Annotated in this window: 18 protein-coding genes, 1 pseudogene and 1 riboswitch; of the genes and pseudogenes, 16 read left to right on the top strand and 3 right to left on the bottom strand. The window is 36.7% G+C overall.

The annotated features are described in order from the left end of the window. The first annotated feature begins 114 nt into the window (after positions 1–114). A complete protein-coding gene (locus ACIQ2D_RS09555; RefSeq protein WP_402862946.1) occupies positions 115–1,191 on the top strand; it encodes an undecaprenyldiphospho-muramoylpentapeptide beta-N-acetylglucosaminyltransferase in 1,077 nt (358 codons plus the stop codon). An 86-nt stretch (positions 1,192–1,277) separates the two neighbouring features. Here the strand turns inward: ACIQ2D_RS09555 and ACIQ2D_RS09550 are convergent, their stop codons facing one another. Further along, positions 1,278–1,826 (bottom strand): GNAT family N-acetyltransferase, encoded by a 549-nt coding sequence (locus ACIQ2D_RS09550; RefSeq protein WP_402862942.1) that lies wholly within the window; start codon positions 1,824–1,826, stop codon positions 1,278–1,280. A gap of 591 nt (positions 1,827–2,417) precedes the next feature. Here ACIQ2D_RS09550 and ACIQ2D_RS09545 point away from each other — a divergent pair. From ACIQ2D_RS09545 to ACIQ2D_RS09505, 9 genes are all read left to right on the top strand, one after another. Then, positions 2,418–4,442 carry a diguanylate cyclase domain-containing protein gene (locus ACIQ2D_RS09545; protein WP_402862939.1) on the top strand — a complete coding sequence of 675 codons (2,025 nt, stop codon included), beginning with the start codon at positions 2,418–2,420 and terminating at the stop codon, positions 4,440–4,442. 110 nt (positions 4,443–4,552) lie between these two features. Then, a complete protein-coding gene (locus tag ACIQ2D_RS09540) occupies positions 4,553–5,227 on the top strand; it encodes a response regulator transcription factor (protein WP_402862936.1) in 675 nt (224 codons plus the stop codon). After that, positions 5,224–6,606 (top strand): ATP-binding protein, encoded by a 1,383-nt coding sequence (locus ACIQ2D_RS09535; protein WP_402862933.1) that lies wholly within the window; start codon positions 5,224–5,226, stop codon positions 6,604–6,606. The genes ACIQ2D_RS09540 and ACIQ2D_RS09535 overlap by 4 nt, the downstream gene beginning before the upstream one ends. 235 nt (positions 6,607–6,841) lie before the next feature. After that, positions 6,842–9,649 (top strand): 2-oxoglutarate dehydrogenase E1 component, encoded by a 2,808-nt coding sequence (locus tag ACIQ2D_RS09530; RefSeq protein ID WP_402862930.1) that lies wholly within the window; start codon positions 6,842–6,844, stop codon positions 9,647–9,649. Positions 9,650–9,838: 189 nt separating this feature from the next. Continuing rightward, positions 9,839–11,068, top strand: a complete 1,230-nt coding sequence (odhB, locus tag ACIQ2D_RS09525; RefSeq protein WP_402862927.1) for a 2-oxoglutarate dehydrogenase complex dihydrolipoyllysine-residue succinyltransferase — start codon at positions 9,839–9,841, stop codon at positions 11,066–11,068. Positions 11,069–11,620: 552 nt separating this feature from the next. After that, a riboswitch (Lysine riboswitch) is annotated at positions 11,621–11,806 on the top strand. A gap of 118 nt (positions 11,807–11,924) precedes the next feature. Beyond that, entirely contained in the window at positions 11,925–12,776 is an 852-nt protein-coding gene (locus ACIQ2D_RS09520) for a transporter substrate-binding domain-containing protein (protein WP_402862924.1), read from the top strand. Between the two features lie 81 nt (positions 12,777–12,857). After that, positions 12,858–13,583, top strand: coding sequence for an amino acid ABC transporter permease (locus ACIQ2D_RS09515; protein WP_402862921.1), 726 nt, complete (start codon positions 12,858–12,860; stop codon positions 13,581–13,583). 12 nt (positions 13,584–13,595) lie between these two features. Further along, the gene (locus ACIQ2D_RS09510) at positions 13,596–14,327 is read left to right on the top strand and encodes an amino acid ABC transporter ATP-binding protein (RefSeq protein WP_402862918.1); all 732 of its coding nucleotides are present in this window, start codon (positions 13,596–13,598) and stop codon (positions 14,325–14,327) included. Between the two features lie 360 nt (positions 14,328–14,687). Beyond that, positions 14,688–14,885 (top strand): DUF6501 family protein, encoded by a 198-nt coding sequence (locus ACIQ2D_RS09505; RefSeq protein WP_402758476.1) that lies wholly within the window; start codon positions 14,688–14,690, stop codon positions 14,883–14,885. Between the two features lie 66 nt (positions 14,886–14,951). Here the strand turns inward: ACIQ2D_RS09505 and ACIQ2D_RS09500 are convergent, their stop codons facing one another. Both ACIQ2D_RS09500 and ACIQ2D_RS09495 read right to left on the bottom strand, forming a co-directional pair. Beyond that, complete coding sequence (locus ACIQ2D_RS09500; RefSeq protein WP_402862915.1) at positions 14,952–16,025, bottom strand: toxic anion resistance protein; 1,074 nt, start codon at positions 16,023–16,025, stop codon at positions 14,952–14,954. Beyond that, positions 16,022–16,672 carry a 5-bromo-4-chloroindolyl phosphate hydrolysis family protein gene (locus ACIQ2D_RS09495; RefSeq protein ID WP_402862912.1) on the bottom strand — a complete coding sequence of 217 codons (651 nt, stop codon included), beginning with the start codon at positions 16,670–16,672 and terminating at the stop codon, positions 16,022–16,024. The genes ACIQ2D_RS09500 and ACIQ2D_RS09495 overlap by 4 nt, the downstream gene beginning before the upstream one ends. Before the next feature lie 783 nt (positions 16,673–17,455). Between ACIQ2D_RS09495 and ACIQ2D_RS09490 the strand changes: the two genes are divergently transcribed. The 6 genes and pseudogenes from ACIQ2D_RS09490 to ACIQ2D_RS09465 all read left to right on the top strand — a co-directional run bounded on the left by ACIQ2D_RS09490 (position 17,456) and on the right by ACIQ2D_RS09465 (position 22,592). After that, positions 17,456–17,890 carry a DUF6526 family protein gene (locus ACIQ2D_RS09490; protein WP_402862909.1) on the top strand — a complete coding sequence of 145 codons (435 nt, stop codon included), beginning with the start codon at positions 17,456–17,458 and terminating at the stop codon, positions 17,888–17,890. Between the two features lie 50 nt (positions 17,891–17,940). Beyond that, positions 17,941–19,218, top strand: coding sequence for an MFS transporter (locus tag ACIQ2D_RS09485; RefSeq protein ID WP_402862906.1), 1,278 nt, complete (start codon positions 17,941–17,943; stop codon positions 19,216–19,218). A 149-nt stretch (positions 19,219–19,367) separates the two neighbouring features. Then, on the top strand, positions 19,368–19,742 hold the full coding sequence (locus ACIQ2D_RS09480; protein ID WP_402862903.1) for a PH domain-containing protein: 375 nt from the start codon (positions 19,368–19,370) through the stop codon (positions 19,740–19,742). A 551-nt stretch (positions 19,743–20,293) separates the two neighbouring features. After that, positions 20,294–21,154 (top strand): DMT family transporter, encoded by an 861-nt coding sequence (locus ACIQ2D_RS09475; protein WP_402862900.1) that lies wholly within the window; start codon positions 20,294–20,296, stop codon positions 21,152–21,154. A 324-nt stretch (positions 21,155–21,478) separates the two neighbouring features. Next, positions 21,479–22,134 (top strand): annotated as a pseudogene (locus ACIQ2D_RS09470) (uridine kinase family protein). A 29-nt stretch (positions 22,135–22,163) separates the two neighbouring features. Beyond that, positions 22,164–22,592 (top strand): hypothetical protein, encoded by a 429-nt coding sequence (locus tag ACIQ2D_RS09465; RefSeq protein WP_402862897.1) that lies wholly within the window; start codon positions 22,164–22,166, stop codon positions 22,590–22,592. The last annotated feature ends 252 nt before the right edge of the window (positions 22,593–22,844 follow it).

Raw genomic sequence — 22,844 nt, 5'->3', positions numbered from 1 at the left:
TTAAGACAACTATTTTCTATGCGAAAGCGAAGCAACCGCAAAAAAGCATAGTATTATGCACATAATGTAATGAAATATGCTATGCCAAATGCTTTTTAGAATAGGAGAATTTACGTGAAACAACAAACGATCATTTTAACCGGTGGTGGGACAGCTGGCCATGTATCGCTCAATCAAGCGATAATCCCGTCTTTACTTGAACTTGGTTATGATGTCCACTATATTGGTTCTGAGCAAGGAATTGAAAAAGAATTAATCGGCGAGGCCTTTCCACAAGTACCGTTCTACGGTATTTCAAGTGGAAAACTGCGTCGTTATTTCTCGATGAAGAATTTTACAGATCCATTCCGTGTGCTTGCTGGTGTGATGCAAGCTTTTCGCATCATCAAAAAAGTAAAACCACAAGTGATTTTCTCAAAGGGTGGTTTTGTGTCGGTGCCAGTGGTGATGGCAGCGAAAATGACAGGCATTCCAGTCGTCATCCATGAATCAGATGTCACACCAGGTCTAGCCAATAAAATTGCACTGCCATTTGCCTCACATGTGTTCACAATTTTTGAGGAAACATTACAGCATTTACCACAAGAAAAAGCAACATGTACGGGCTCGATTATTCGTCAGGAGTTGTTTTTAGGGGATAAAGCAAAAGGACTGGCAGCGTGTGGTTTTACTTCACAAAAGCCTGTTCTTCTTGTGATGGGTGGTAGCCTAGGTTCAGTTGTATTAAACGACGCACTACGTCATAATTTACCTGAGCTTCTGCAATCATTTCAAATTATTCATTTATGTGGGAAGGGGAATGCAGACAAAGCCCTTGATGCAATGACAGGCTATAAGCAGTTTGAGTACGTAACGACAGAGTTGCCTAATTTATTGCATGCAGCAGATTTAATCGTATCTCGTGCTGGTTCAAATTCGATTTTTGAATTTTTAGCTTTGCATAAGCCAATGTTGCTTATTCCACTCTCAGCACAGAAAAGCCGTGGCGACCAAATTTTAAATGCAAATTTATTTAAAAAACAAGGTTATGCAGAAGTGTTGGAAGAGGAGGCATTAACGAAGGAAACATTTATGAAATCACTTCATACGTTAGTGTCACGCAAATCAGAAATGATTACGACAATGGAAAAAACACAAACGCCAAAAACGCCAGATGAGATGGCAAAATTGATTTTAAAATATAAGAAATAACAAAAAGCTATCTTCGAAGTCACTATAACTTCGAAGATAGCTTTTTCGTTTTAATTATAGAAACGATAATTTTTTACCAGGATTTATTACATTGCTTGTTCTTCGCCATCTTCCGATTGATGGGCTGTCGTCAAGTAGAATAGATCACGTGTAATTTTATATAAATTAAATTGAGCTTCGCTATTGTTTACTTGTTCAAGTAATGTTGGATGACTATCATTTGCACATACAACATAAGGCAACTTCAACGCAGCTCGCTCAGATTTATGATTTTCGTTTCGAATTCGTAAAAATACCGTATGAAAGTTATACTCGAAGAATAGTTCATTTAAAAAAAGCATCTTCGCTTTTTGATTATACCCTTTACCTTGATAAGGGAGGCCGATCCATGTTCCGAGGAAGCCAGCGCCGTCCTGCACATCATGAATGCTAATGGTGCCGATTGGTTGCCCCCAATCATCGGTAATTGTCCTAGAAATAGCGAGTCCTCTCGCTTCTTCTTCAATTAGTTGTTTTGTCATAAACCAGTATTCATCTGCGGAAGTGGCTTTTTGACGAACAAATGGAAAAACAGTAGGGTGTGATAATAGCTCATAAAGCTCTGTACATTCATGTAGGTCTCGATGTCTAAGCATACGAAACGCCTCCTTTTCTAGGGTAGTAAAAAAATTCCGATACCACCAAATAGTGGTGATAGTAAAGAAGTAAACTCAAATTCGTGCTGGAATTAAAAACCCAAAGAGCTAGACGTTAATACTATGAAATCCATAATCTCCCGCTGTCTTACTGATTTTCCCGCCATACCGAAAAATGGTTATTTTTTTAATATATTATAACGAGCTAACTACTTGATGCAACATATTTGCTCGTTTAAACGTTAAATGTGTAAAGTTATCAGTTAATTCAGAAAATAACCGGCTGATTACTATTTTAAGTTTATGTTCTGTGAGAAGTATTTAGTCTAAAATAGTAAACTTGTATGGTGTGAATCGGCAAGGTGGAGATTGATGTTAATTTGTTTAAATTAAGAATTATTATTAAAAATTTAACTAAAAATAATTAAATTATTCCCATTCTAGGAATTTATGCATATAAATATATGTTATAATTAAATTTACTGAATTTGAGAAACTTATCGAGGTTTTTAGCTCATGTGTAAAAATGGAAATTTATATCGATCACTAGGCTACATATTAACAATTAATTTATAGGTGAGGGGCGATCGAGTGGAGCACCTTTTAACAGAAGAACAATTTACGCAATTATTTATGGGAAATGATTTTGTCTTTCTATTAAAAAAAGACGACAATGATTATCGATACATTCGATTGAATGAGGCTGCACAATCGTTGTTAACTCACGATGTTATTGGGCAAACGATTACTGCTATTGTGTCAAGTCGAAATGTGGATATTATTTTAGAAAACTACGATAAAGCGATTCTATTAAATGAACAAGTAGACTATGTGGATTATGCATACTACGAAGCAGAAGTAAGAAAATATGAAACGTCTGTTCGACCAATCACTATGAACCATGAGAAATATATATTAGCCATTACAAAAGAGATTCTGTACGACCGTAATATTGAAGATAAATTTCTTTTTATGCGTTCAATGTTCGACCATGCCTCTTTCTCTACAGTAATCCTGTCTGAGATGGGCGAAATTTTCGAAGTGAACTCTAGCTTCATGGAGGATTTTGGGTTGTGTAATGAACAAGTTAAACTGCAATCTTTTGTGAATTTACCAATAATCCCTAAAGAAGAACTCGGTAAAATAACTGACTATATAAAACGAGCTTCAATGGGAGAAAATATTACAAAAAAAATACTTACATTTCAAACACTAGAAAAGTGTAAGTGCTATTACCTAGTTTCATTATCACCTGTTATGCAAGGAGACAACTCTGTTGCCATTTTCCTAATTATGCATGACATTACTGAGTTTGCAGAGCAAAAGGCGGAACTTCGAATAAAAACGCATGGTTTCGAAGTTTTTAGAGAAGCGCTGAATTCTGCGGCAGGTATTGCAATTTTTGATCTGGATGGCCGCATTATAGATATTAATGAAATGTTATTAAAAGTAATAGGTTATTCGAAAGAAGACTTGATAGGCACGCCATTTGATTTTATTGAGTCACGGTATCATCCGGTGAATTATTTAACTAATATGAAACAAACACTTGTTGCAGGCGAGATTTGGCGAGGAGAGCTGTGTTATCATACAAAATATCATGCCAATTACTGGATGGATGTAACGATTATACCTTTGAAAAATGAAGAAGGTATAACAGAACAATTTTTATCCATTAACTATGATATTACAGATAAGAAGAGAATGTTAACGGAATTAAAAAATATTGAAAGAACTTTTCTACTTATTACAGAAAACACAAATGATTTAATCGTTATTACCAATGAAGATGGTATTATCATGTATACATCGCCCTCTTATACTAATTATCTAGGCTTTGAATCAAGTGAACTCCAAGGACGATTTTATAGTTCAATTGTTGCGGATAGTAGTAAAAAAGCATGGCAAACTTTTTTAAATAATTTTGAATGCCAATCTGATTCGCAATTTGAGTTGTTATTAGAGACAAAAGATGGCTTACCTGTATGGACAGAGGGAAATGTAACAGTTGTCAATGATCCAGAGCGGGAAAAGATTTCACAAATAATAATGGTTTCTCGCGAAATTACGCATCGTAAAGAACGAGAAAATGATTTGATATATTTAGCGTATCATGATAGCTTGACGCAGTTGCCTAACCGTCGTTTTTTACTAAAAGAATTTCCTAAAGTGTTAGCGGATGCGAAAATGGAAATAGAAAGTTTAGCGATGATTTACATTGATGGTGACAATTTTAAAGAAGTCAATGATCAATTTGGACATGAAATAGGGGATGCATTTATCCGAAAGTTTGGCAGTGTGTTAATGAAATCCATTCGTCATCAAGATTTGGTCATCCGTATTGGTGGCGATGAATTTATCATAGTTCTTACAGGATTATCACGTGATTATGTAGCAAGAACAGCACAAATGATGCAAATTATTAGCCGTATCCGAAAAGAATTGCAAATTGGTTGGACAATTGACCACCATCATTTTTCGCCGACCGCTTCGATGGGGATTGCTTACTATCCTGACCATGCGAAAACGTTAGACAAGCTAATGGATTTAGCAGATCAAGCACTCTATAAGGCAAAAGAATCAGGTAAAAATAACTTATATATTATTGGGTCATAATTTAATAAAATAAGAAGGTCTGTACTATCGAGTATCTACTTGTAGTACAGACCTTTTATTTGATGTTATTCTATAAGAAAGTAGATTTAAAAGAAATAGAAGGTGATTAAGTGCCTAAAAAAGTATTGTTGGTTGAAGATGAAAAAAATATTGCACGTTTTGTCGAATTAGAATTAAAGCACGAGGGTTATGATGTCACAGTTGCTTTTGATGGGCGAGAGGGTTTGGGATTTGCGCTGTCTAATGATTTCGATGTGCTATTGCTGGACGTAATGCTACCGAGTTTAAATGGTATTGAAATTTGCCGTCGTGTTCGTGCACAGTCACAAGTGCCTATTCTGTTATTAACTGCTCGTGATGCGGTAATGGATAGAGTAGCTGGCTTAGATGCAGGAGCGGATGATTATATGGTCAAACCGTTTGCAATTGAAGAACTGCTTGCCAGAATTCGAACGATTTTACGACGAGTAACGCAGGAAATAAAGTCAAATGCCGTACTAACTTGTCGCGATATTGAAATTGATGTTGCAGCATATGAAGTGCTAGTACAAGGAGAAAAGTTAGATTTAACGAAAACCGAGTACGATCTACTAAAATTATTAATGGAACATAAAAATCGTGTATGTACACGTGAGCTAATTTTAACGTCCGTGTGGGGGTATGAGACGGACATCGAAACAAATGTCGTGGATGTGTATATTCGACATTTACGCATGAAGCTACCTGGAGGGATGAATGATTATATTGAGACAGTCCGTGGCGTAGGATACGTGATGCGCGAATGAAGAAGATTGAAGAGCTATTATTTCATCAGTCACTGCAACGAAAATGGATGCTGACCTCAAGTGCAGTAATTTTTATTAGCTATGCCATTATATGTATTGTTGTCTATGTATCGCTACATGCATGGTTGTTAAACGAGGAAGAAAGTAAGGTAAAACGAACGAGAGATGATTTGACATCATTTTTAGCAGAGCAAGGACCGAATGTTACAATTCAGCAAATACAACAAAATACTGGACTCATGAATTCCATTGTAGACCGTGAGCAAACTGTCCGCCTCTTTAATATTGATGGTGTAGAAATTTTACGTATTAATAATGCTTCGAAGAGGGCCCCGATAACAGAAGATCTAGAAATTTTTCAAATGACGATTGATAAAACTAAGGCATTTGTTGCGAATGAGCCGATTCGAGTTGGGTTATTTTATGGCTATTTACAAGTCGTTCATCCACTCACAAAATATCAATCACTTATGAATTACTTGTTGACGGCTATGCTCATCGCAGGTCTTGGGGCACTTCTGTTGTCAGCATCTATAGGCTATTACTTAGCAAACTATTTAATGAAGCCGCTACAAGAACTACGAACATCGATGAAAACAGTGATGGACAAAGGGTTCAATGAGCCAATACAACTATCGTATACATCACATGATGAAATTGGGGATTTGCTAAAAATGTATAATGCGATGATGAATGAACTGCAAATTTCATTTACGCAACAACAACAGTTTATCGCAGATGCCTCGCATGAACTACGTACACCGATTCAAGCGATTGAAGGCCATCTTTCTTTGCTAAAAAGGTGGGGCAAGAATGATCCGGAAATTTTGGAGGAGTCGATCGATACATCCCTTACAGAAATTGTGCGTATGCGGAAGATGATTGAGGAACTACTAGAACTTGCACGTCGAGAGGAAAAGAGTGAAGATAGCCAAGCGAATGTAGAGGATGTAATAGAAGATGTCGTAGCTGATATGGAACAACTTTATCCAACAGCACGAATCACAGTGTCGAAATCTGGCGATATTGGTCCGATTTTTATGACGGAAAATGCACTAAGACAAATCGTACGTAATATAATAGAGAATGCCATTCGTTATTGTGAAAAAACGCCTGAAGTAAAAATTCAGATTGAAAAGGATGGAGAATTGGCATCAATTCAAATTGAAGATAATGGGATTGGTATTGCCGAAGAAAACTTACCTTATATTTTTGACCGCTTTTATCGAGTGGATGAGGCGAGAAATCGTCAAATCGGTGGAACGGGCTTAGGGCTCAGCATTACAAAAATGTTAATTGGGAAATATAATTCCTCAATAGAAGTCAAGAGTGAAAAAAATATTGGAACCGTTTTCTTTGTGAAAATACCGCTAAAATAGTAAGAAATGTACGCGCTTTATTTAATAATTCTATCCTTCATGAAAAAAATTGCTTAATTTGCTAAAAAGAGTTGTATTTTTTGTGAAGAGTAGTAAGATTGAGATGGAAAAAACGTTCTTTAAATTATGGATAAATTGTGTCGAACAACCTTTTAAAGAGCGTGGAAATATTATATAATTAATTGTAATTTAATTAATGGAACTGCCTATAGGCAAAATTTGGAGGTTATTTTTCATGTCGAACAACGTTACAACTGTAAGTTCTCCATGGTCAGCTTTCTCTGGTCCTAACTTAGGATATGTGATGGAGCAATATGACTTATTCTTACAGTCTCCTGATGAAGTAGAAGCTGAACTTGTTACTTTATTCCAACAGTTTGGTGCGCCTGCATTAGCTACTGGTGAAGTAAGCGAAGCAGTGAATGTCGAACCAGGTAATTTCAAAAAAGTTTTAGCTGCAGTACAACTTGCAGATGCTATTCGTAACCAAGGGCATTTAGCTGCTGATATCTACCCATTAAAAGATCGTAAATTAGACGCATCGCGTATTGAATTAAGTGCATATGGCTTAACTGAAGCAGATTTAGTTGAAATGCCTGCAACGCTTTTCTTTAACGAAGTGCCTGTAAGCGTTAATAATGGTAGAGATGCAATTAATTACCTTAAATCTATGTATACTGACAAAATTGCTTTTGAATTTGCACATGTTGTGCAACCTGAAGAACGTGCTTGGATTCAAAGTAAAATTGAATCTGGTTCTTTAAAAGCTAAACTTTCTGTTGAAGAGAAAAAAGCGATTTTAGATCGTTTAACTCGCGTTGAAGGCTTTGAAAAATTTATCCATAAAACTTTTGTAGGGCAGAAACGTTTCTCTATTGAAGGTTTAGATACACTTGTAGTATTAATGGACGAAATCGCAAATCAATCTAGTGCGATTAACATGAAAAATCTCCAAATTGGTATGGCTCACCGTGGTCGCTTGAACGTATTGACACACATTGTACGTAAGCCGTACGATATGATGTTCGCCGACTTTGCACACGTTTCAAATGAACACTTCTTACCGAAAGATGGTTCATTAGAGATGACAAAAGGTTGGACGAATGACGTGAAGTATCACATGGGTGCAACTTATACAAGCCCAACAGGTATGCAAATAAAACTATCATACAACCCATCCCACTTAGAAGTTGTAGCACCAATTGTTGTTGGTCAAACACGTGCAGCACAAGATGATACAACAAAAGCGGGTGCACCAACACAAGATGCATCTAAATCATTAGCGATTTTAGTGCATGGTGATGCTGCATTCCCAGGTCAAGGGATTGTAACAGAAACATTAAACTTTGCAAAAACAAATGGTTTCTCAACAGGTGGTTCAATCCATGTTATTTCAAATAATATGATTGGTTTCACTACGGAACACTTTGATTCTCGTTCTTCTGTGTATTCTTCTGACCCTGCTAAAGGCTTTGAAGTACCAGTTGTACACGTGAATGCGGATGCACCTGAAGCAGTCGTGCAAGTAGCGCGTTTTGCATTTGAATACCGTCAAAAATTCGGTAAAGATATTTTAGTGGACTTAATTGGTTACCGTCGTTATGGTCATAACGAAACTGATGATCCAACAGTAACAAACCCACAAACTTATGCAATCGTACCGAAACACCCAACAGTTCGTGTTCTTTACGGAGAGCAATTAGCGACTGAAGGTGTTGTGTCGAATGACGAAGTTGCAACATTAGATGCAACTGTTTATGCTGAACTGCAAGCTTCTTACGATCATGTTAAAGAAGTAGGGGAAACAGCTGAACATATTATCACTGAAATGCCAGACGCAGTAAAAAATGGCTTCCCAGTAGTAGAAACTGGTGTAGATAAAGAGCGTCTGAAAAAAATCAACGAAGAATTACTTGCTTGGCCTGAAAGTTTCGAACCACAAAACAAATTATCTAAAATTTTGAAAAAGCGTGAAGAAGCATTCGAAACAGGTAAAATCGACTGGGGTCATGCAGAAACATTAGCTTATGCAACGATTCTTCAAGATGGTCGTTCAGTACGCTTCACAGGTCAAGATGCACAACGTGGTACGTTCTCTCAACGTCACTTAGTGTTACATGATAAAAATAACAATAGCGAATTTACGCCGCTTCACAATATTTCTGATGCCAAAGCTTCATTTGCTGTCTATAATTCACCACTTACTGAAACAGGTGTTGTAGGCTACGAGTACGGTTATAACATGGAAAATCCAAACAACTTGTCTGTTTGGGAAGCGCAATTCGGTGACTTTGCTAATATGGCGCAAGTAATGTTCGATAACTTTATCTCTTCAAGCCGTGCTAAATGGGGCCAAAAAACTGGCTTAGTTATGCTGTTACCACACGGTTATGAAGGGCAAGGTCCAGAGCACTCATCAAGCCGTATGGAACGTTACTTACAACTTTCGGCAGAAAATAACTGGACAGTAGCATATTGCTCAAATGCAGCAAACTACTACCACTTGTTACGTCGCCAAGCAGCAATGCTAGGCACAGAATCGATTCGCCCATTAGTTGTTGTAACACCTAAATACTTACTTCGTCACCCACTTGCTGGTGCAACTGCCGAACAGCTTTCACAAGGAAGTTTCGAAACAGTGCTTGAGCAAGCTGGTCTTGGTGGCAATCCAGAAAAAGTGGAACGTATCTTATTCGGTTCAGGTAAAGTAGCGATTGACTTAGCGGACCAAATTGGTGACGGTTCAGAGTTTGACCACTTACACATCGTACGTGTAGAACAACTTTACCCATTCCCAGAAGAGAAAATTGCAGATATCGTGAAACGTTATCCAAATGCAAAAGAACTTGTATGGGTACAAGAAGAACCGAAAAACCAAGGCTCATACTTATTTGCAACACAATATATGCTTGATATCGCAAACGATAACGGTAAAAAATTAACATACGTTGGTCGTCCAGCAATGTCTTCAACTGCAGAGGGTGACGCAGACTCACACAAAGCTGCACAAGCAAAATTACTAGCAGAAGCATTAGCAAAATAATTCACTATATTCATTGGCAATCAAATGAAAATTAAAGGCTAAACGTCAATTCTTTCCTTTACTTTATACAAAGGAGCAGTAGCAATTACGTTGAAGCAATTTAGATATAACTATGGCATGTAAGGCTACAAATATGGTAGCCTTACAAGTGAAATAAGATGTTTGTAAACATCAAAGGAGGAAATGAAAGTGGCTGAAATTAAAGTCCCTGAATTAGCAGAATCGATTACAGAAGGTAGCATCGCTCAATGGGTTAAAAAAGTGGGCGACCGTGTAGAAAAAGGTGAGTTCATCGTTGAACTTGAAACTGATAAAGTAAATGCAGAAATCATTTCTGAAGAAGCTGGTGTGTTAACACAAATTCTTGCTGGCGAGGGTGATACTGTTCTTGTAGGACAAGTAATCGCAGTAGTAGAAGCTGGCGAAGGCGCAGCTCCTGCACCAGCAGCACCAGTTGAAGCGGCAGCACCAGCACCACAAGCGGCTCCTGCACCAGTGGCAACAGCTCCAGTTGTAGAAGAAACTTCTGGCGAACGCGTAATTGCTTCTCCAGCAGCACGTAAGCTTGCTCGCGAAAAAGGGATTGACCTTGCAGCTGTATCTCCAGTAGATCCACAAGGTCGTGTACGTGTACAAGACGTTGCAGCGCACGGTACGGCACCAGTAGCAGTAGCAGCTCCTGTTGCGGCAGCACCTAAAGCAGTTGTTGCAGTCGACGAATCACGTGTAACAGTTGAAAAAATGAGCCGTCGTCGTCAAACAATTGCAAAACGTCTACTTGAAGTTAAACAATCAACAGCGATGCTAACTACTTTCAACGAAGTAGACATGACAAATGTGATGGCACTTCGTTCACGTAAAAAAGACCAATTCTTTGAGTCAACAGGTTCTAAACTTGGTTTCATGTCATTCTTCACAAAAGCAGTAGTTGCTGCTCTTAAAAAATATCCATACGTGAACGCTCAAATCGTTGGCGATGAAATCCACTTAAACAACTTCTTTGATATCGGTGTAGCTGTATCAACTGAAGAAGGACTAGTTGTCCCAGTTGTGCGTGATGCTGACCGTAAAAACTTCTCTGAAATTGAAGATTCAATTGCAGACTTAGCGAAAAAAGCACGCGACAAAAAATTAGGGCTAAGTGACTTATCGGGTGGTTCATTCACAATCACTAATGGTGGTGTATTCGGTTCATTAATGTCAACACCAATTATGAACGGTACACAAGCAGCTATCCTTGGTATGCACTCTATTAAAAAGCGTCCTGTTGAAGTAGATGGTGAAGTAGCAATCCGTCCAATGATGTACTTAGCATTATCTTATGACCACCGTATTATCGATGGTAAAGATTCTGTAGGTTTCTTGAAAACAGTTAAAGAGCTTCTTGAAAACCCTGAAGATTTATTGTTAAATTCATAATTTTAAGTTACAAAAAAGCCTTACGAAACTATCTTGTTTTGTAAGGCTTTTACTTGCATTAGAATTTAATTCAGAGAGTTCTGCCAATAGAGTTTTAATTATTACTATATTTACACAAATGATCATCTTCACAACCCATGTGATAAGCGCAGATAATTTTAGGTGTAATATCAAATACATTTAATGGTGTGAATAGGTTTGAAAGCTTAGTAAGCCTTATGGGGACTAGAGAAGTTGTAAGGAAACTACTCTGTAATTTACATGTGGTTTAATATTTTGCATAAGCATTAAGTTAATAAATTGGCTCGTAAAGGAACTTGGATTGAAAAAAGAAGACAAGCTAAACTACATTGTTGATTTAGATAATTGTAGTAAATATAATTCTACAAGGATTTTACAAAAAGTTAACCTGTTATCAATCGTTATCAAAAATATAATAATTATTCATTATTATTTTATCAATAGTCAGAATAATGACGAAATTATCTTGACTTAAATGTCTACTCTATAGTAGTATCTATGTATCAATTAAATATTTTCACCTCACGTTCTGTGTGAGGTAGAGGCGCGATATTTATTAGTTCATTGTTGAGTATAAGCAAGCGAAGACGCAATGAAGAAGGAAATGTCGCCGAAGTATAAAAGGAGCTCGTACTTTTATGCTGGGCTTGCAATAAATAGTTGCAGGACTGTCCTAGTAAATATAATTCCAGTTTACTAGGTTGTGCTATCTCGGAAACATGGAAGTTATAGTGAGGATTTGGGCAACTGTTGATAACGTACGACCTAAGTTCTAAACTTGGGTCGTTTTTTCATATAGTTGCTTTTATTTTTTTACAGAAAAGGGGAGATTTACATGAAAAGAAAATGGCTATTATTCATGTTGACAGTAATGACTGCAATTATGCTGGCTGCCTGTGGCACTGGCGACAAAAAAGAGGAAACAACAGGTGGAAGTGCTACACCTGAAGAAGGCGGCGAGTTCCGTATTGGGATGGAAGCAGGGTATGCTCCGTTTAACTGGACACAACAAGATGATTCAAATGGTGCAGTCAAGATTGCTGACAATGCTGAGTATGCAGGTGGTTATGACGTTCAGATGGCGAAAAAAATCGCTGAAGGCTTAGGAAAAGAATTAGTTATCGTAAAAATGGAATGGGACGGCTTAGTACCAGCCCTACAATCTGAAAAAATTGATGCAATTATTGCTGGTATGTCTCCAAACGAAGAACGTAAAAAAACAATTGATTTTACTGATAACTACTATACTTCTGATCTAGTAATGGTTGTGAAAAAAGGTAGTCAATTTGAAAATGCCAAGTCAATTAAAGACTTCTCAGGTGCTAAAATTACAGCCCAGTTAAATACTTTCCACTATACCGTGATTGACCAAATTGAAGGTGTTGAAAAGCAAACAGCAATGGAAAGCTTCCCTGCGCTTCGTGTAGCGCTACAATCTGGTAAAATTGATGGTTATGTATCAGAACGTCCAGAGGGGATTTCAGCGCAAGCTGCAAATGAAGAGTTCACATATGTAGCGTTTGAAGAAGGTTTTGACGTAAAACCAGAAGATACATCAATTGCAGTCGGTGTTCGCAAAGGTGATGCAAGTATTGAAAAAATCAATGAAATATTAAAAGGTATTCCAGAAGAAGATCGTCAACAAATTATGGAAGACGCAATTTTACAACAACCTGCAGCACAATAATCTGAAGATGCACGGGCTACATTGGTGGTCCGTGCAGTCTTTTACATAAGACGAACAACAGTCGTTGTTAGGAGGAACTACATGAGTTTTGAATGGATACTTTCAATTATAGAAAACAACTGGCAAATGTTTTTACGAGGGGCGTATTATACGCTACTAATTTCTACAATTAGTACAATTATTGGTGCATTTATCGGATTTTTTATCGGAATTATGCATACCATTCCTACGCGTAAAAAGAACGTTAAGCATTATATTTTAAAGCTTTTCAACTTTATACTGACATGCTACGTTGAATTTTTCCGTGGTACACCAATGATTGTACAAGCGATGGTTGTTTACTACGGATTAGACATGGCATTTGGTATAGATATGCACTTTATTACAGCAGGTATATTAGTAGTTTCACTTAATACAGGAGCGTATATGGCTGAAATTGTGCGTGGTGGTATTGTTTCCATTGATAAAGGACAATATGAAGCCGCTTCAGCAATAGGTATGAATCATTTGCAAATTATGATTCACGTAGTATTACCACAAGTTGCACGAAACATCTTACCGGCTACAGGTAACCAGTTAATCATGAACATTAAAGATACAGCGGTATTAAGTGTAATCGGCGTAACGGAGTTATTTTTCCAAACTAAGTCTATTTCCGGAAATAACTTCCGCTACTTTGAATCATTCTTCGTAGCTTGCGTACTATACTTTATCATGACATTTACTGCATCTCGTATTCTATTGTATGTAGAAAAACGACTTGATGGACCAGATGCATATAAAAAAGAACAGAAAGAAATAGTATAGGGGGACGAACAAATGGCAATCATTCAAATCGAACATTTAAGTAAATCATTTGGACGTAACCAAGTGTTAAAAGATGTGAATTTCCAAGTGCAAAAAGGAGAAGTAGTTTGTTTGATCGGCTCTTCAGGCTCTGGTAAATCCACACTTCTACGCTGTATAAATTTACTCGAAACGCCAAGTGGTGGTCAGATCATTTATAAGGGCGAAAATATTTTAGATGAAAAGCATAATATACAAGAATATCGTACACATTTAGGGATGGTGTTCCAGCAGTTTAATTTATTTAATAATCATGATGTGTTGAAAAACTGTACAGTTGGACAAGTGAAAGTATTGAAACGTTCGAAAGTGGAAGCTGAAAAAGTGGCGATGAAATATTTAGAAGTCGTAGGTATGTCGCAGTATGTCAACGCAAAGCCTCGTCAGTTATCGGGCGGTCAGAAACAGCGTGTCGCGATTGCACGTGCACTGTCCATGAATCCTGAAGTAATGTTGTTTGACGAACCGACTTCAGCGCTTGACCCTGAAATGGTGGGTGAAGTGTTAAAAGTTATGCGTCAGCTTGCCAATGAAGGAAATACAATGCTCATTGTAACGCATGAAATGGAATTTGCTAAGGAAGTAGCAGACCGTGTTGTCTTCATGGATAAAGGTGTCATCGTAGAAGAAGGAGTACCTTCAAAAGTATTAGTAAATCCAGAGCATGAACGTACGAAAGAGTTTTTAAAACGTACTTTAAAATAAACATAAAGAAGGTGAGTCCGATTATTCGCACTCACCTATTTTCTAGAATTCCATTCTGCATATAGAACGAAGCAAATTGCAAACGCAACAGCGATTATGAAAAACCATTGCGGTACACCACCAAAACTCATTTTAACACCTCTTAAAGTTATTGTAACATTATAAATAGATACAGTGGAGTCTAGACACTCAATAAATCAGATGAATGTGTAATTTATTGTAAGTTGATAAGAGCTTGTAAACCACTTTTTTAGGTTAAATATGAATTAGTATGGTTTTTTTCTCCACAAAAGCTCAGAAATCGTATAAAATAGACTATAAGCGGTTAGCTTAGTGCTAGTAAAGAGAGGTAGATATACGATGTTACATTTAAAATGGAAAGATGCACCGACAATTCGTACGGTAACTTGCAAACATACGAATGCATCAAAATATTTGGTGTCAAACGTGTTAACAGTAGGTAAAGAATACGAAGTGAAAAATGAAACGGAAGAGTTCGTTTTCATTATCGACAACACAGGTAATGTTGGCGGTTACTATAAAGACTACTTTGAATGAGTTAAAGAAAGAGCATGTATAGGATAGATTCCTATGCATGCTCTTTTGCGTTGTTTAGGATATCACCTAAAGAGTTTTACTAAGCTTTAATTCTGCTACTTCTTGTAAGAGCTCTTTTTCTTTTTCTGTGGTAGTATGCAGCGTGAATAAATCTTGAAGAGTTGTTTTTAGTTCATGCTGTGTTTCTTTGAATTTTGTTAATTGCACTTCGAAGGAAGGGCTTTGTATAAACCGGTCATTTGCACGGGTAAGTTTTTCTTCTAGCTGAGAATAGTGCTTATCCGCATTCATAGACAGCATCATGGCTAATTGATTTTTCCATAGAGGGATCAGAGTAACAATTGAAAATTCGATTTTTTCAGCGAGAGTCTGATTAGCCTTTTGAATCATTCGGATTTGAGGTGCTGTTTGTAAAACTACTTGCTGCGAAACTTGTAAGTCATAAATGCGCTGATCGAGTCGTTCAATTTGAGCTACAAAGTCATTAAGCTGCTGGATAGCGAGTGGTTGATTATTCATTTGTACGACATCGACTTTAGCTGGTAATTCGACTTCAATCGATTGGTGCTTCTTCATCTGTCCTGCAGCAATAGCAATTGCCAGTTCTTCGAAAAAGTCATTATTATGTGTATAAAGCTGTTCTAACATCTCAACATCATTTAGTAACTGAAATTGAGCTCGTTCTAGCTGTATGCCGATACGTTCGACCTGTATGCTAATGCGTTCAAAATCTGTTAGCGTTTGTTTTAAGTTTGGGCTAGTTTTTCCAAGTAATTTGTTAAAAAATGATGGTTTTTTTTGCTCTAATTCGCTTGGATCCACACGATCGAGTGTTTGCATTAATGTATCTAACATTTGTCCAATTTTAGTAACATCCTTGCGTTTCATTTGTGCCAACATTTGGTCAGCAAATTGAGAAAGGGCACGTTGAGAGCGTTGTCCTAAGGTAAGGACAGATTCAAAATTTGACACATCAATTTGACTAGCGAGTAACAGTGCACGACTTTGTGCAGGTGGCGATAGCGTTTCATATGTTTTCATCGCCTCCTGAGTAGTAGGCGCTACTAAATATGTCTGGACAAGAGGGGACACACCATTTAATGTTTCTAGATTAATTGCCCTTTCTCTATTTACTGTCACTTATTATCGCCTCGCCATTCTAGCTGTTCTTTTTTTCTCGTATTCGAGCGGTTTGCGAACTCTATTTCCATTTGTAGATGGTCAATATCGTTCGAAAGCACATCTTTTAAGTCAATTTGAATAGTATCGTTTAATCCTGTTAATGTTTCACGTGTTTGTGATAGCGTTAATTGGATTTCTTTGTCCTTTACGGGCTGTTTTGTTAGCATCGTATATTTTTCCGTCAATTGCACAGCTGAAGGTAAGTGTGCATAGAAAAACTGTTCCACACTATAAAACTTTTGTGGGTCGGTCTTGACGATTTTGACAATATTTTTTGAAATACGAGTCATTTCAAGTAACTGTTTAAATGTACTAATAGAACGCACACGTAAATAGTTTTGACTTAAAGTTTGAATATGTTTTTGGGCTGTTGAAAGCTGTGATTCAATATGTTGATATTCTTCTTTTGAAATACCTGCTAATTTCATCACTTTCTTTTTCTGATTAATTTTCAGCAACAATGTACTTGCTGTATAAGTTCCGGCGAACAGTAAGCCACCAAGGAAGAATCCTGGGTTTGCTACAATGGCTGCTATTGAGACACTGGAGAGTGATATAAAAAAGCTAATTGTATGTCGTGAGAAAAATTGTCCGACACTAAGCATAGTCTCTTCCTCCTTACTTTAAAAAATATGTCTATCTTTTTATACGTAATGGACGATAAAAGGTTTCATTAGATTTATATCGTCATTACTTAAATTTTACTGCTAAATAGCAAGTTTCTCAATGATTATCCACTTAATAAAAAAAGAAGTCGGACTATACGGGACTTACCACCAACAGAATAGACAAATAAGAAAGTATCTTCGACTGAATTCGGGTTTAGATACCGAAACTTTAATTAGGAAGCGTTGATATAAAAATGGAGAAATACATAGATTTTAACTACCTGTAGGCATTTAATATTCCTTTAATATAGGTCCTAATAATGAAAACGAAAAAACCAAATTTGCATTGGAAAACCGTTTTTTAAAGCAATAAAAAGAGGTTTTAAAAAAGTACGAAGAGTTGAAGAAATCGCTAGGATGTATAAAGAACGCTGGACAATTGAATCGTTTTTCCGCTAGATCAAACAAAATTTGAGCTTACTCGTATTATTTGGCACAAAAAAATGCCGTGTTTAATCAGCTATTCGCGGCCTTGATTGCTTAAGTTTCGCAAAAAAAATTTACATGTAAAAGGTCACACGCTTGTTACTTTGGGATGCCCTGCCACTTGATGAGGCTAGTATGAAAGAGAATTAATTAAACGCTGTATAATTCTGGTTAATCTAAACGTGTGATAAAATATGATTAGTAGTTCTATGTTTTATACAAAGGGCAAACAAAGTAATCGCTTCTACAGGTTGTATTGTGTATAATACCCCTAAAGGTATAGGGGGTGATGGAATGAAAATACAATCAGCAAATAATCATAGTCGTTTTCATCCGCTACAGCATTTTGTTTGGTTGCCATTAAGTTTTGTGATGCTTTTATCTACTTTAACGTACATAGTGTATAGTATTATAGATGGAACATTCTCGATAGTATTGCTAATTTTAATGGGAGCGGTATTACTTGCTATAATTCCAGGGATGTTAGCTCGTATGTATGCACTTAAGTTGCAAGATCGCTTAATTCGAACAGAAGAACAATTGCGTTACTATATGTTAACGAACAAACGTCTTGATCAACGAATTACGACAAAACAACTTATTGCACTACGCTTCGCTTCAGATGAGGAGTTTGTGAATCTAGTTGATAGAACAGTAGATGAAAACTTATCTCCAGCAGACATTAAACAAGAAATTAAAGCGTGGCGAGCAGATTATCATCGAGTATGAATCGATTTATACCTAGTTGGGTATAAACGCTATGGAAGAAAGGTGAACCTATGAAAAGTAATAACTCTTCTACTATCGAACAGTATGTTCATTCAACAGATGAACAGCAAAAGTTATATAAGCGTTCCTTAATAATTGTAATGCTGTCTCAAGTATTCGGTGGGGCAGGGCTTGCTGCGGGTATTACCGTAGGGGCTCTTCTTGCAAAGGATATGTTAGGGACAGAAAGTTTTGCAGGGTTACCTGCAGCACTATTTACACTCGGCTCTGCACTAGCAGCATTCGTCGTAGGTCAGCTTTCCCAGCGATACGGGCGACGTTATGGTTTATCTTTTGGATTCATTGCAGGTGGAATCGGTGCTATTGGGGTAATAATTGCCGCCAATATTAACAGTTTAGCGTTATTATTCATTTCATTATTTGTGTACGGTGCGGGAACTGCAACCAATTTACAAGCACGTTATGCCGGTACGGATTTAGCGAATGAAAAGCAACGAGCTACAGCGACAAGTATCGCAATGGTTGCCACAACATTTGGAGCAGTCGCTGGCCCAAATTTAGTGACACCGATGGGCAAGGTTGCTACAGCAATGAATATGCCAGCGCTAGCGGGTCCTTTCATTCTGGCGGCGGTAGCGTATATTTTGGCAGGACTTACATTATTCATTTTTTTACGTCCAGATCCGTTATTAGTAGCTAAAGCAATAGCAGCTGAGCAACAGAAGCAACAGCATACAGTAGCTGAGAATGTGAATGTCTTACAAAATAAAGCGAATCGCATGGGTATTTTTGTAGGGGCGCTTGTCTTAATTTTATCGCATGTGATTATGGTCTCCATTATGACAATGACACCGGTACACATGCAAGGGCATGGCAGTAATTTAAGCGCAATTGGTATGGTTATTGGACTACATGTTGCATCAATGTACTTACCATCATTGGGTACAGGCATACTTGTCGATAAGATTGGTCGTACGTTCGTGGTAGTTGCTTCAGGTATTATATTGGCAGCAGCGGGCTTAGTAGCTGCATTTGCACCTGGAGATTCAATGGTTTGGATAACACTTGCGCTCATGTTGTTAGGGCTAGGTTGGAATTTTGGATTAATTAGTGGAACAGCTATTATTATCGACTCGACAAATATACAAAACCGCGCAAAAACACAAGGCTCCGTAGATGTTTGGGTAGCGTTAGCAGGATCTGCAGGCAGCATTTTATCAGGTGTTGTTGTGGCCTACTCAAGTTATGCCATGTTAGGTTTTATCGGTACTTACTTAGCCTTACTATTAGTACCGGTAATGATATGGGTGAGATTTAAAACAAAATAAGCCCCTTGCCACTCACATAATTATGAATGCTGAATAAGCTAAGTGAACACTGAAAAATCTCTATGCTTGCTGATGAAATCACAAAACCATATTATTCACGCCAATTTTCAGTGATTAACAATAATTATGTTATAAGGACGGTGTGTTTAATGGGTTTTTTTGATGGATTGATAGGAAATGCCTCTGAAACTAACTTAGAAGCAGTAGAAAGTGAGATTAAAGATTTATTAACGAAGACGGAACACGTAGAACATGCCTATAAAGTAATACGCGATTTATTTGTTTTCACAAACAAACGTCTTATTTTAATAGATAAGCAAGGCGTGACAGGGAAGAAAGTCGAATACCATTCTATTCCGTATAAAAACATTGTACATTTCTCAGTAGAAACAGCGGGTAATTTTGATGTAGATGCGGAAATGAAAATATGGTTATCTGCTGGCGGTATTATTGAAAAAAGATTTAATAAATCGCTCAATATTTTTAAAGTTCAAAGTGTTTTGGCAGAATATGTATTGAAATAATAAAGGTAGGGCACAGGGCTATACCATTATCACAGAAGAAGTTACCTCGAATTATTGAGGTAGCTTCCTTTTTTTGTATAGGCACGTACAGGATTTAAAGGAATTGAGTGCAGGGAAAGTTAAATTGAATTTTACCTACTAATATTTGTTCACTCACAAGTGAATCAATTTCATAATTCATATTTCCATCAACAAATACGAACATTATAAAGATAAAAAATATGATTATTCGCATCGTTACGCTACAGGCGGACGCTTTCCGCGGGCAAGCACCGAGCCGCTTCCCTCGCTACGCTCAGTCCAGGGTCTCGGTTCGCTTGTTGCTGGCGCTTCGCTTTCGCACATAAAACATCTGCTTTTCCCGCTGGAGTCGCCGCCTTTCGCTCCACTTAAATGTTCGTGGTTCTTCTTAGAAAAACTATTTATGAAATTGACTCAAGTAACAATATAATAAAATATTTTTGATTGTATTCCATACTTCGATGAGAACTGAAGTAATCCCCATTTATAATTACCATAGATTGGTCAATACATATAAGGGGGAGCTATTAATGAATATTTTCAAATTTATACCGTTGTTACTTTTAACAACCTTTCTGATGGGTTCTTCTTTTGCAGTTGTGAAAATTGGTTTACCTTATTCATCGCCATTGTTATTAGCTGCATTGCGGTTTTTACTTGCTGGGGTCATTATGGCTTTAGTAGTTATTGTTTTAAAAAGACCTCATCCTACAACGAAAAAAGACTGGCTAAAGATATTTGCGATTGGTACATTCCAAACAGCCGGAGTAATGGGGTGTATTTTCTTAAGTTTACGAACGATTACTGCAAGTGAATCATCAATATTAACATTCACGAACCCATTGCTTGTAGTAATCTTTGCTACAATCTTTTTAAAAGTACGCTATAGACTCTATCAATGGGTTGGCGTTGTACTAGGTATTATAGGTGTAGTGATTACGATGGGAGCACAAATAGAATTTAAGATTGGTATTGTTTATGGCATTCTTTCTGCTGTTTTTTGGGCGACGGCTACATTGTTAGCCAAAAAATGGGGCGTACTGTTCGATACTTGGGTGCTATCAGCTTACCAAATGCTTTTTGGAGGATTACTGCTATTACTCGGTAGTTTTGTGCTTGAAGAACCATTTTTCATTGTAAACAGTCATTCAATAGTTATTTTACTATGGTTAAGTATCCTGTCATCCATTGTTCAATTTGCGGTTTGGTATTATCTTTTACAAAAAAGTGATCCAGGAAAAACGAGTGCCTTCTTATTTTTAGCGCCTTTCTTTGGTGTATTAACGGGATGGCTTTTACTAGACGAGCCGTTATACCCTTCACTACTACTAGGAGGCTTGTTCATTATAATGGGTATCTTCTTAGTCAATCGTAATTTTCAGCCGAAATAATGATTGATTAGTTCTTAGTGCATAAATTGGCTTTTAGATTAGTAATAGTTATTTCGTGTTGACGAATAATGAAAATGACTAAAAATCACAATAAGACTTATGTGAATTAGTATCATATTTTGTGTTTCGTATATAATGAAAAAGAAGTTTATTCTGATGTTTTTTTATTAAAATATGGAAGAAGAACAAGGGAATAGGCATGAGATAATAGATGATTTGATGAGAGATTAGTTACTCAGCTAGCTTAAATATTTCTTTTTCACTATTCCCAATGGATTTCAAATTAATCTAATGGAAAGAAAATTAGTAAAAAGGGAGCGAATGATGGATAAATTATTGCAAGAAATCGTAAATTGGGTAAGTAAGACTGATAAACAAATTATTATTGGCATTTCCGGACACGGAGCTGCTGGAAAAACTACGTTTGCCAATAGGCTTATAAACTTTCTAAAGCATAATGAAGTAAATTATATTAATACTGATCCGTATATCGTTAGTTCTGATATTCGAAAAAACGTAGTTATCAACTATACATATCAAAATGAAAGCATCAATATAAAATGACCGCTTGTCATCCGGCAGCACATCATTTGCCTTCTTTAGAACGAGACGTTCAGATGGTGAAAGCTGGTTTAGATTTTTATACGATTGATACGACTTATCTAAGAAGTGAGTTTATTTCTTCAGAAAATAAAGTGACCATCGTAGAAGGTATGAGTGTTGCATTTATAAATCCAGATTTATTTGATTTGAAACTTTACTTCTATACAGATAGCGATACGGAATTATTTAGAAGATCAAGTCGTGATATTGTGGAAAGAGGAATCGATTTCTTATATTTAAGGCAGTCACATGAAGAGCGTAGAATTCAATACGAACTGTTTATGCATCCGTACAGTCAGAATTTTGATATTATTATTTACAGTTCCGAGGAAGCAACAACTCTTGAAAAAAATGCAATTGCATATTTTAAACTTTAAATATGGACTTGATGGAGGTTCCCATAATAATGATGAAACAACTCAACATTAATGGTTTTATTGTAAATGTTAATGTAGAACGAACAAAAGAGCTTTACGAAGCATTACCTCTTATATCAGATAAAGAACATTGCGGCTGTGATGATTGTACAAATTATACAAAAGCTACCGATCATTTTTCACCAGCAATTAAACAATTTTTTGAACAATTTGGTATTGATCCTAGAAAAGAAGCAGAAGTCTCACATGCTTGTAGTGAAAATGGTATGAATCATTATCTCGTAGACTATCATTTTATCGGTGAAATAGAAGATGTAAAAGAATTAGATTGGATTAACGTCGACGGAGCATTGTTTGGATTAACAAATTATGATGGACAATTATCTTCTCCTATGATTCCAAATACATTTTCGAAACCGATTATCGAATTGATTGTGCAGATCGATCTTCATTTGTAAATAAAGTTCAGTTAGAGTGATATATTTTGAATTAGGCATCAGCAAAAGTGTAATGTAAACTTTTGCTGATGTTTTTCACTTTTTAAGGATAAGTCATATAGCAAATTCGGTGTTTTCACATATGTCATCCGAAACAATTATTGATCGATTTTTGCATAGTAATTTTCGACAATGTTAGTTAGATTCATTTATACTGCATTAGTATATTTTATGAATAATATCCTTAATTTTGAAACTTAACTACTTATTAAT

Origin of the sequence: Lysinibacillus sp. NPDC097287 (assembly GCF_044761695.1) — a bacterium.
In the GTDB taxonomy this organism is placed as follows: domain Bacteria; phylum Bacillota; class Bacilli; order Bacillales_A; family Planococcaceae; genus Lysinibacillus.
The sequence above is the reverse complement of the archived record's forward strand: the minus strand, read 5'-3'. Positions and strand labels throughout refer to the sequence as shown.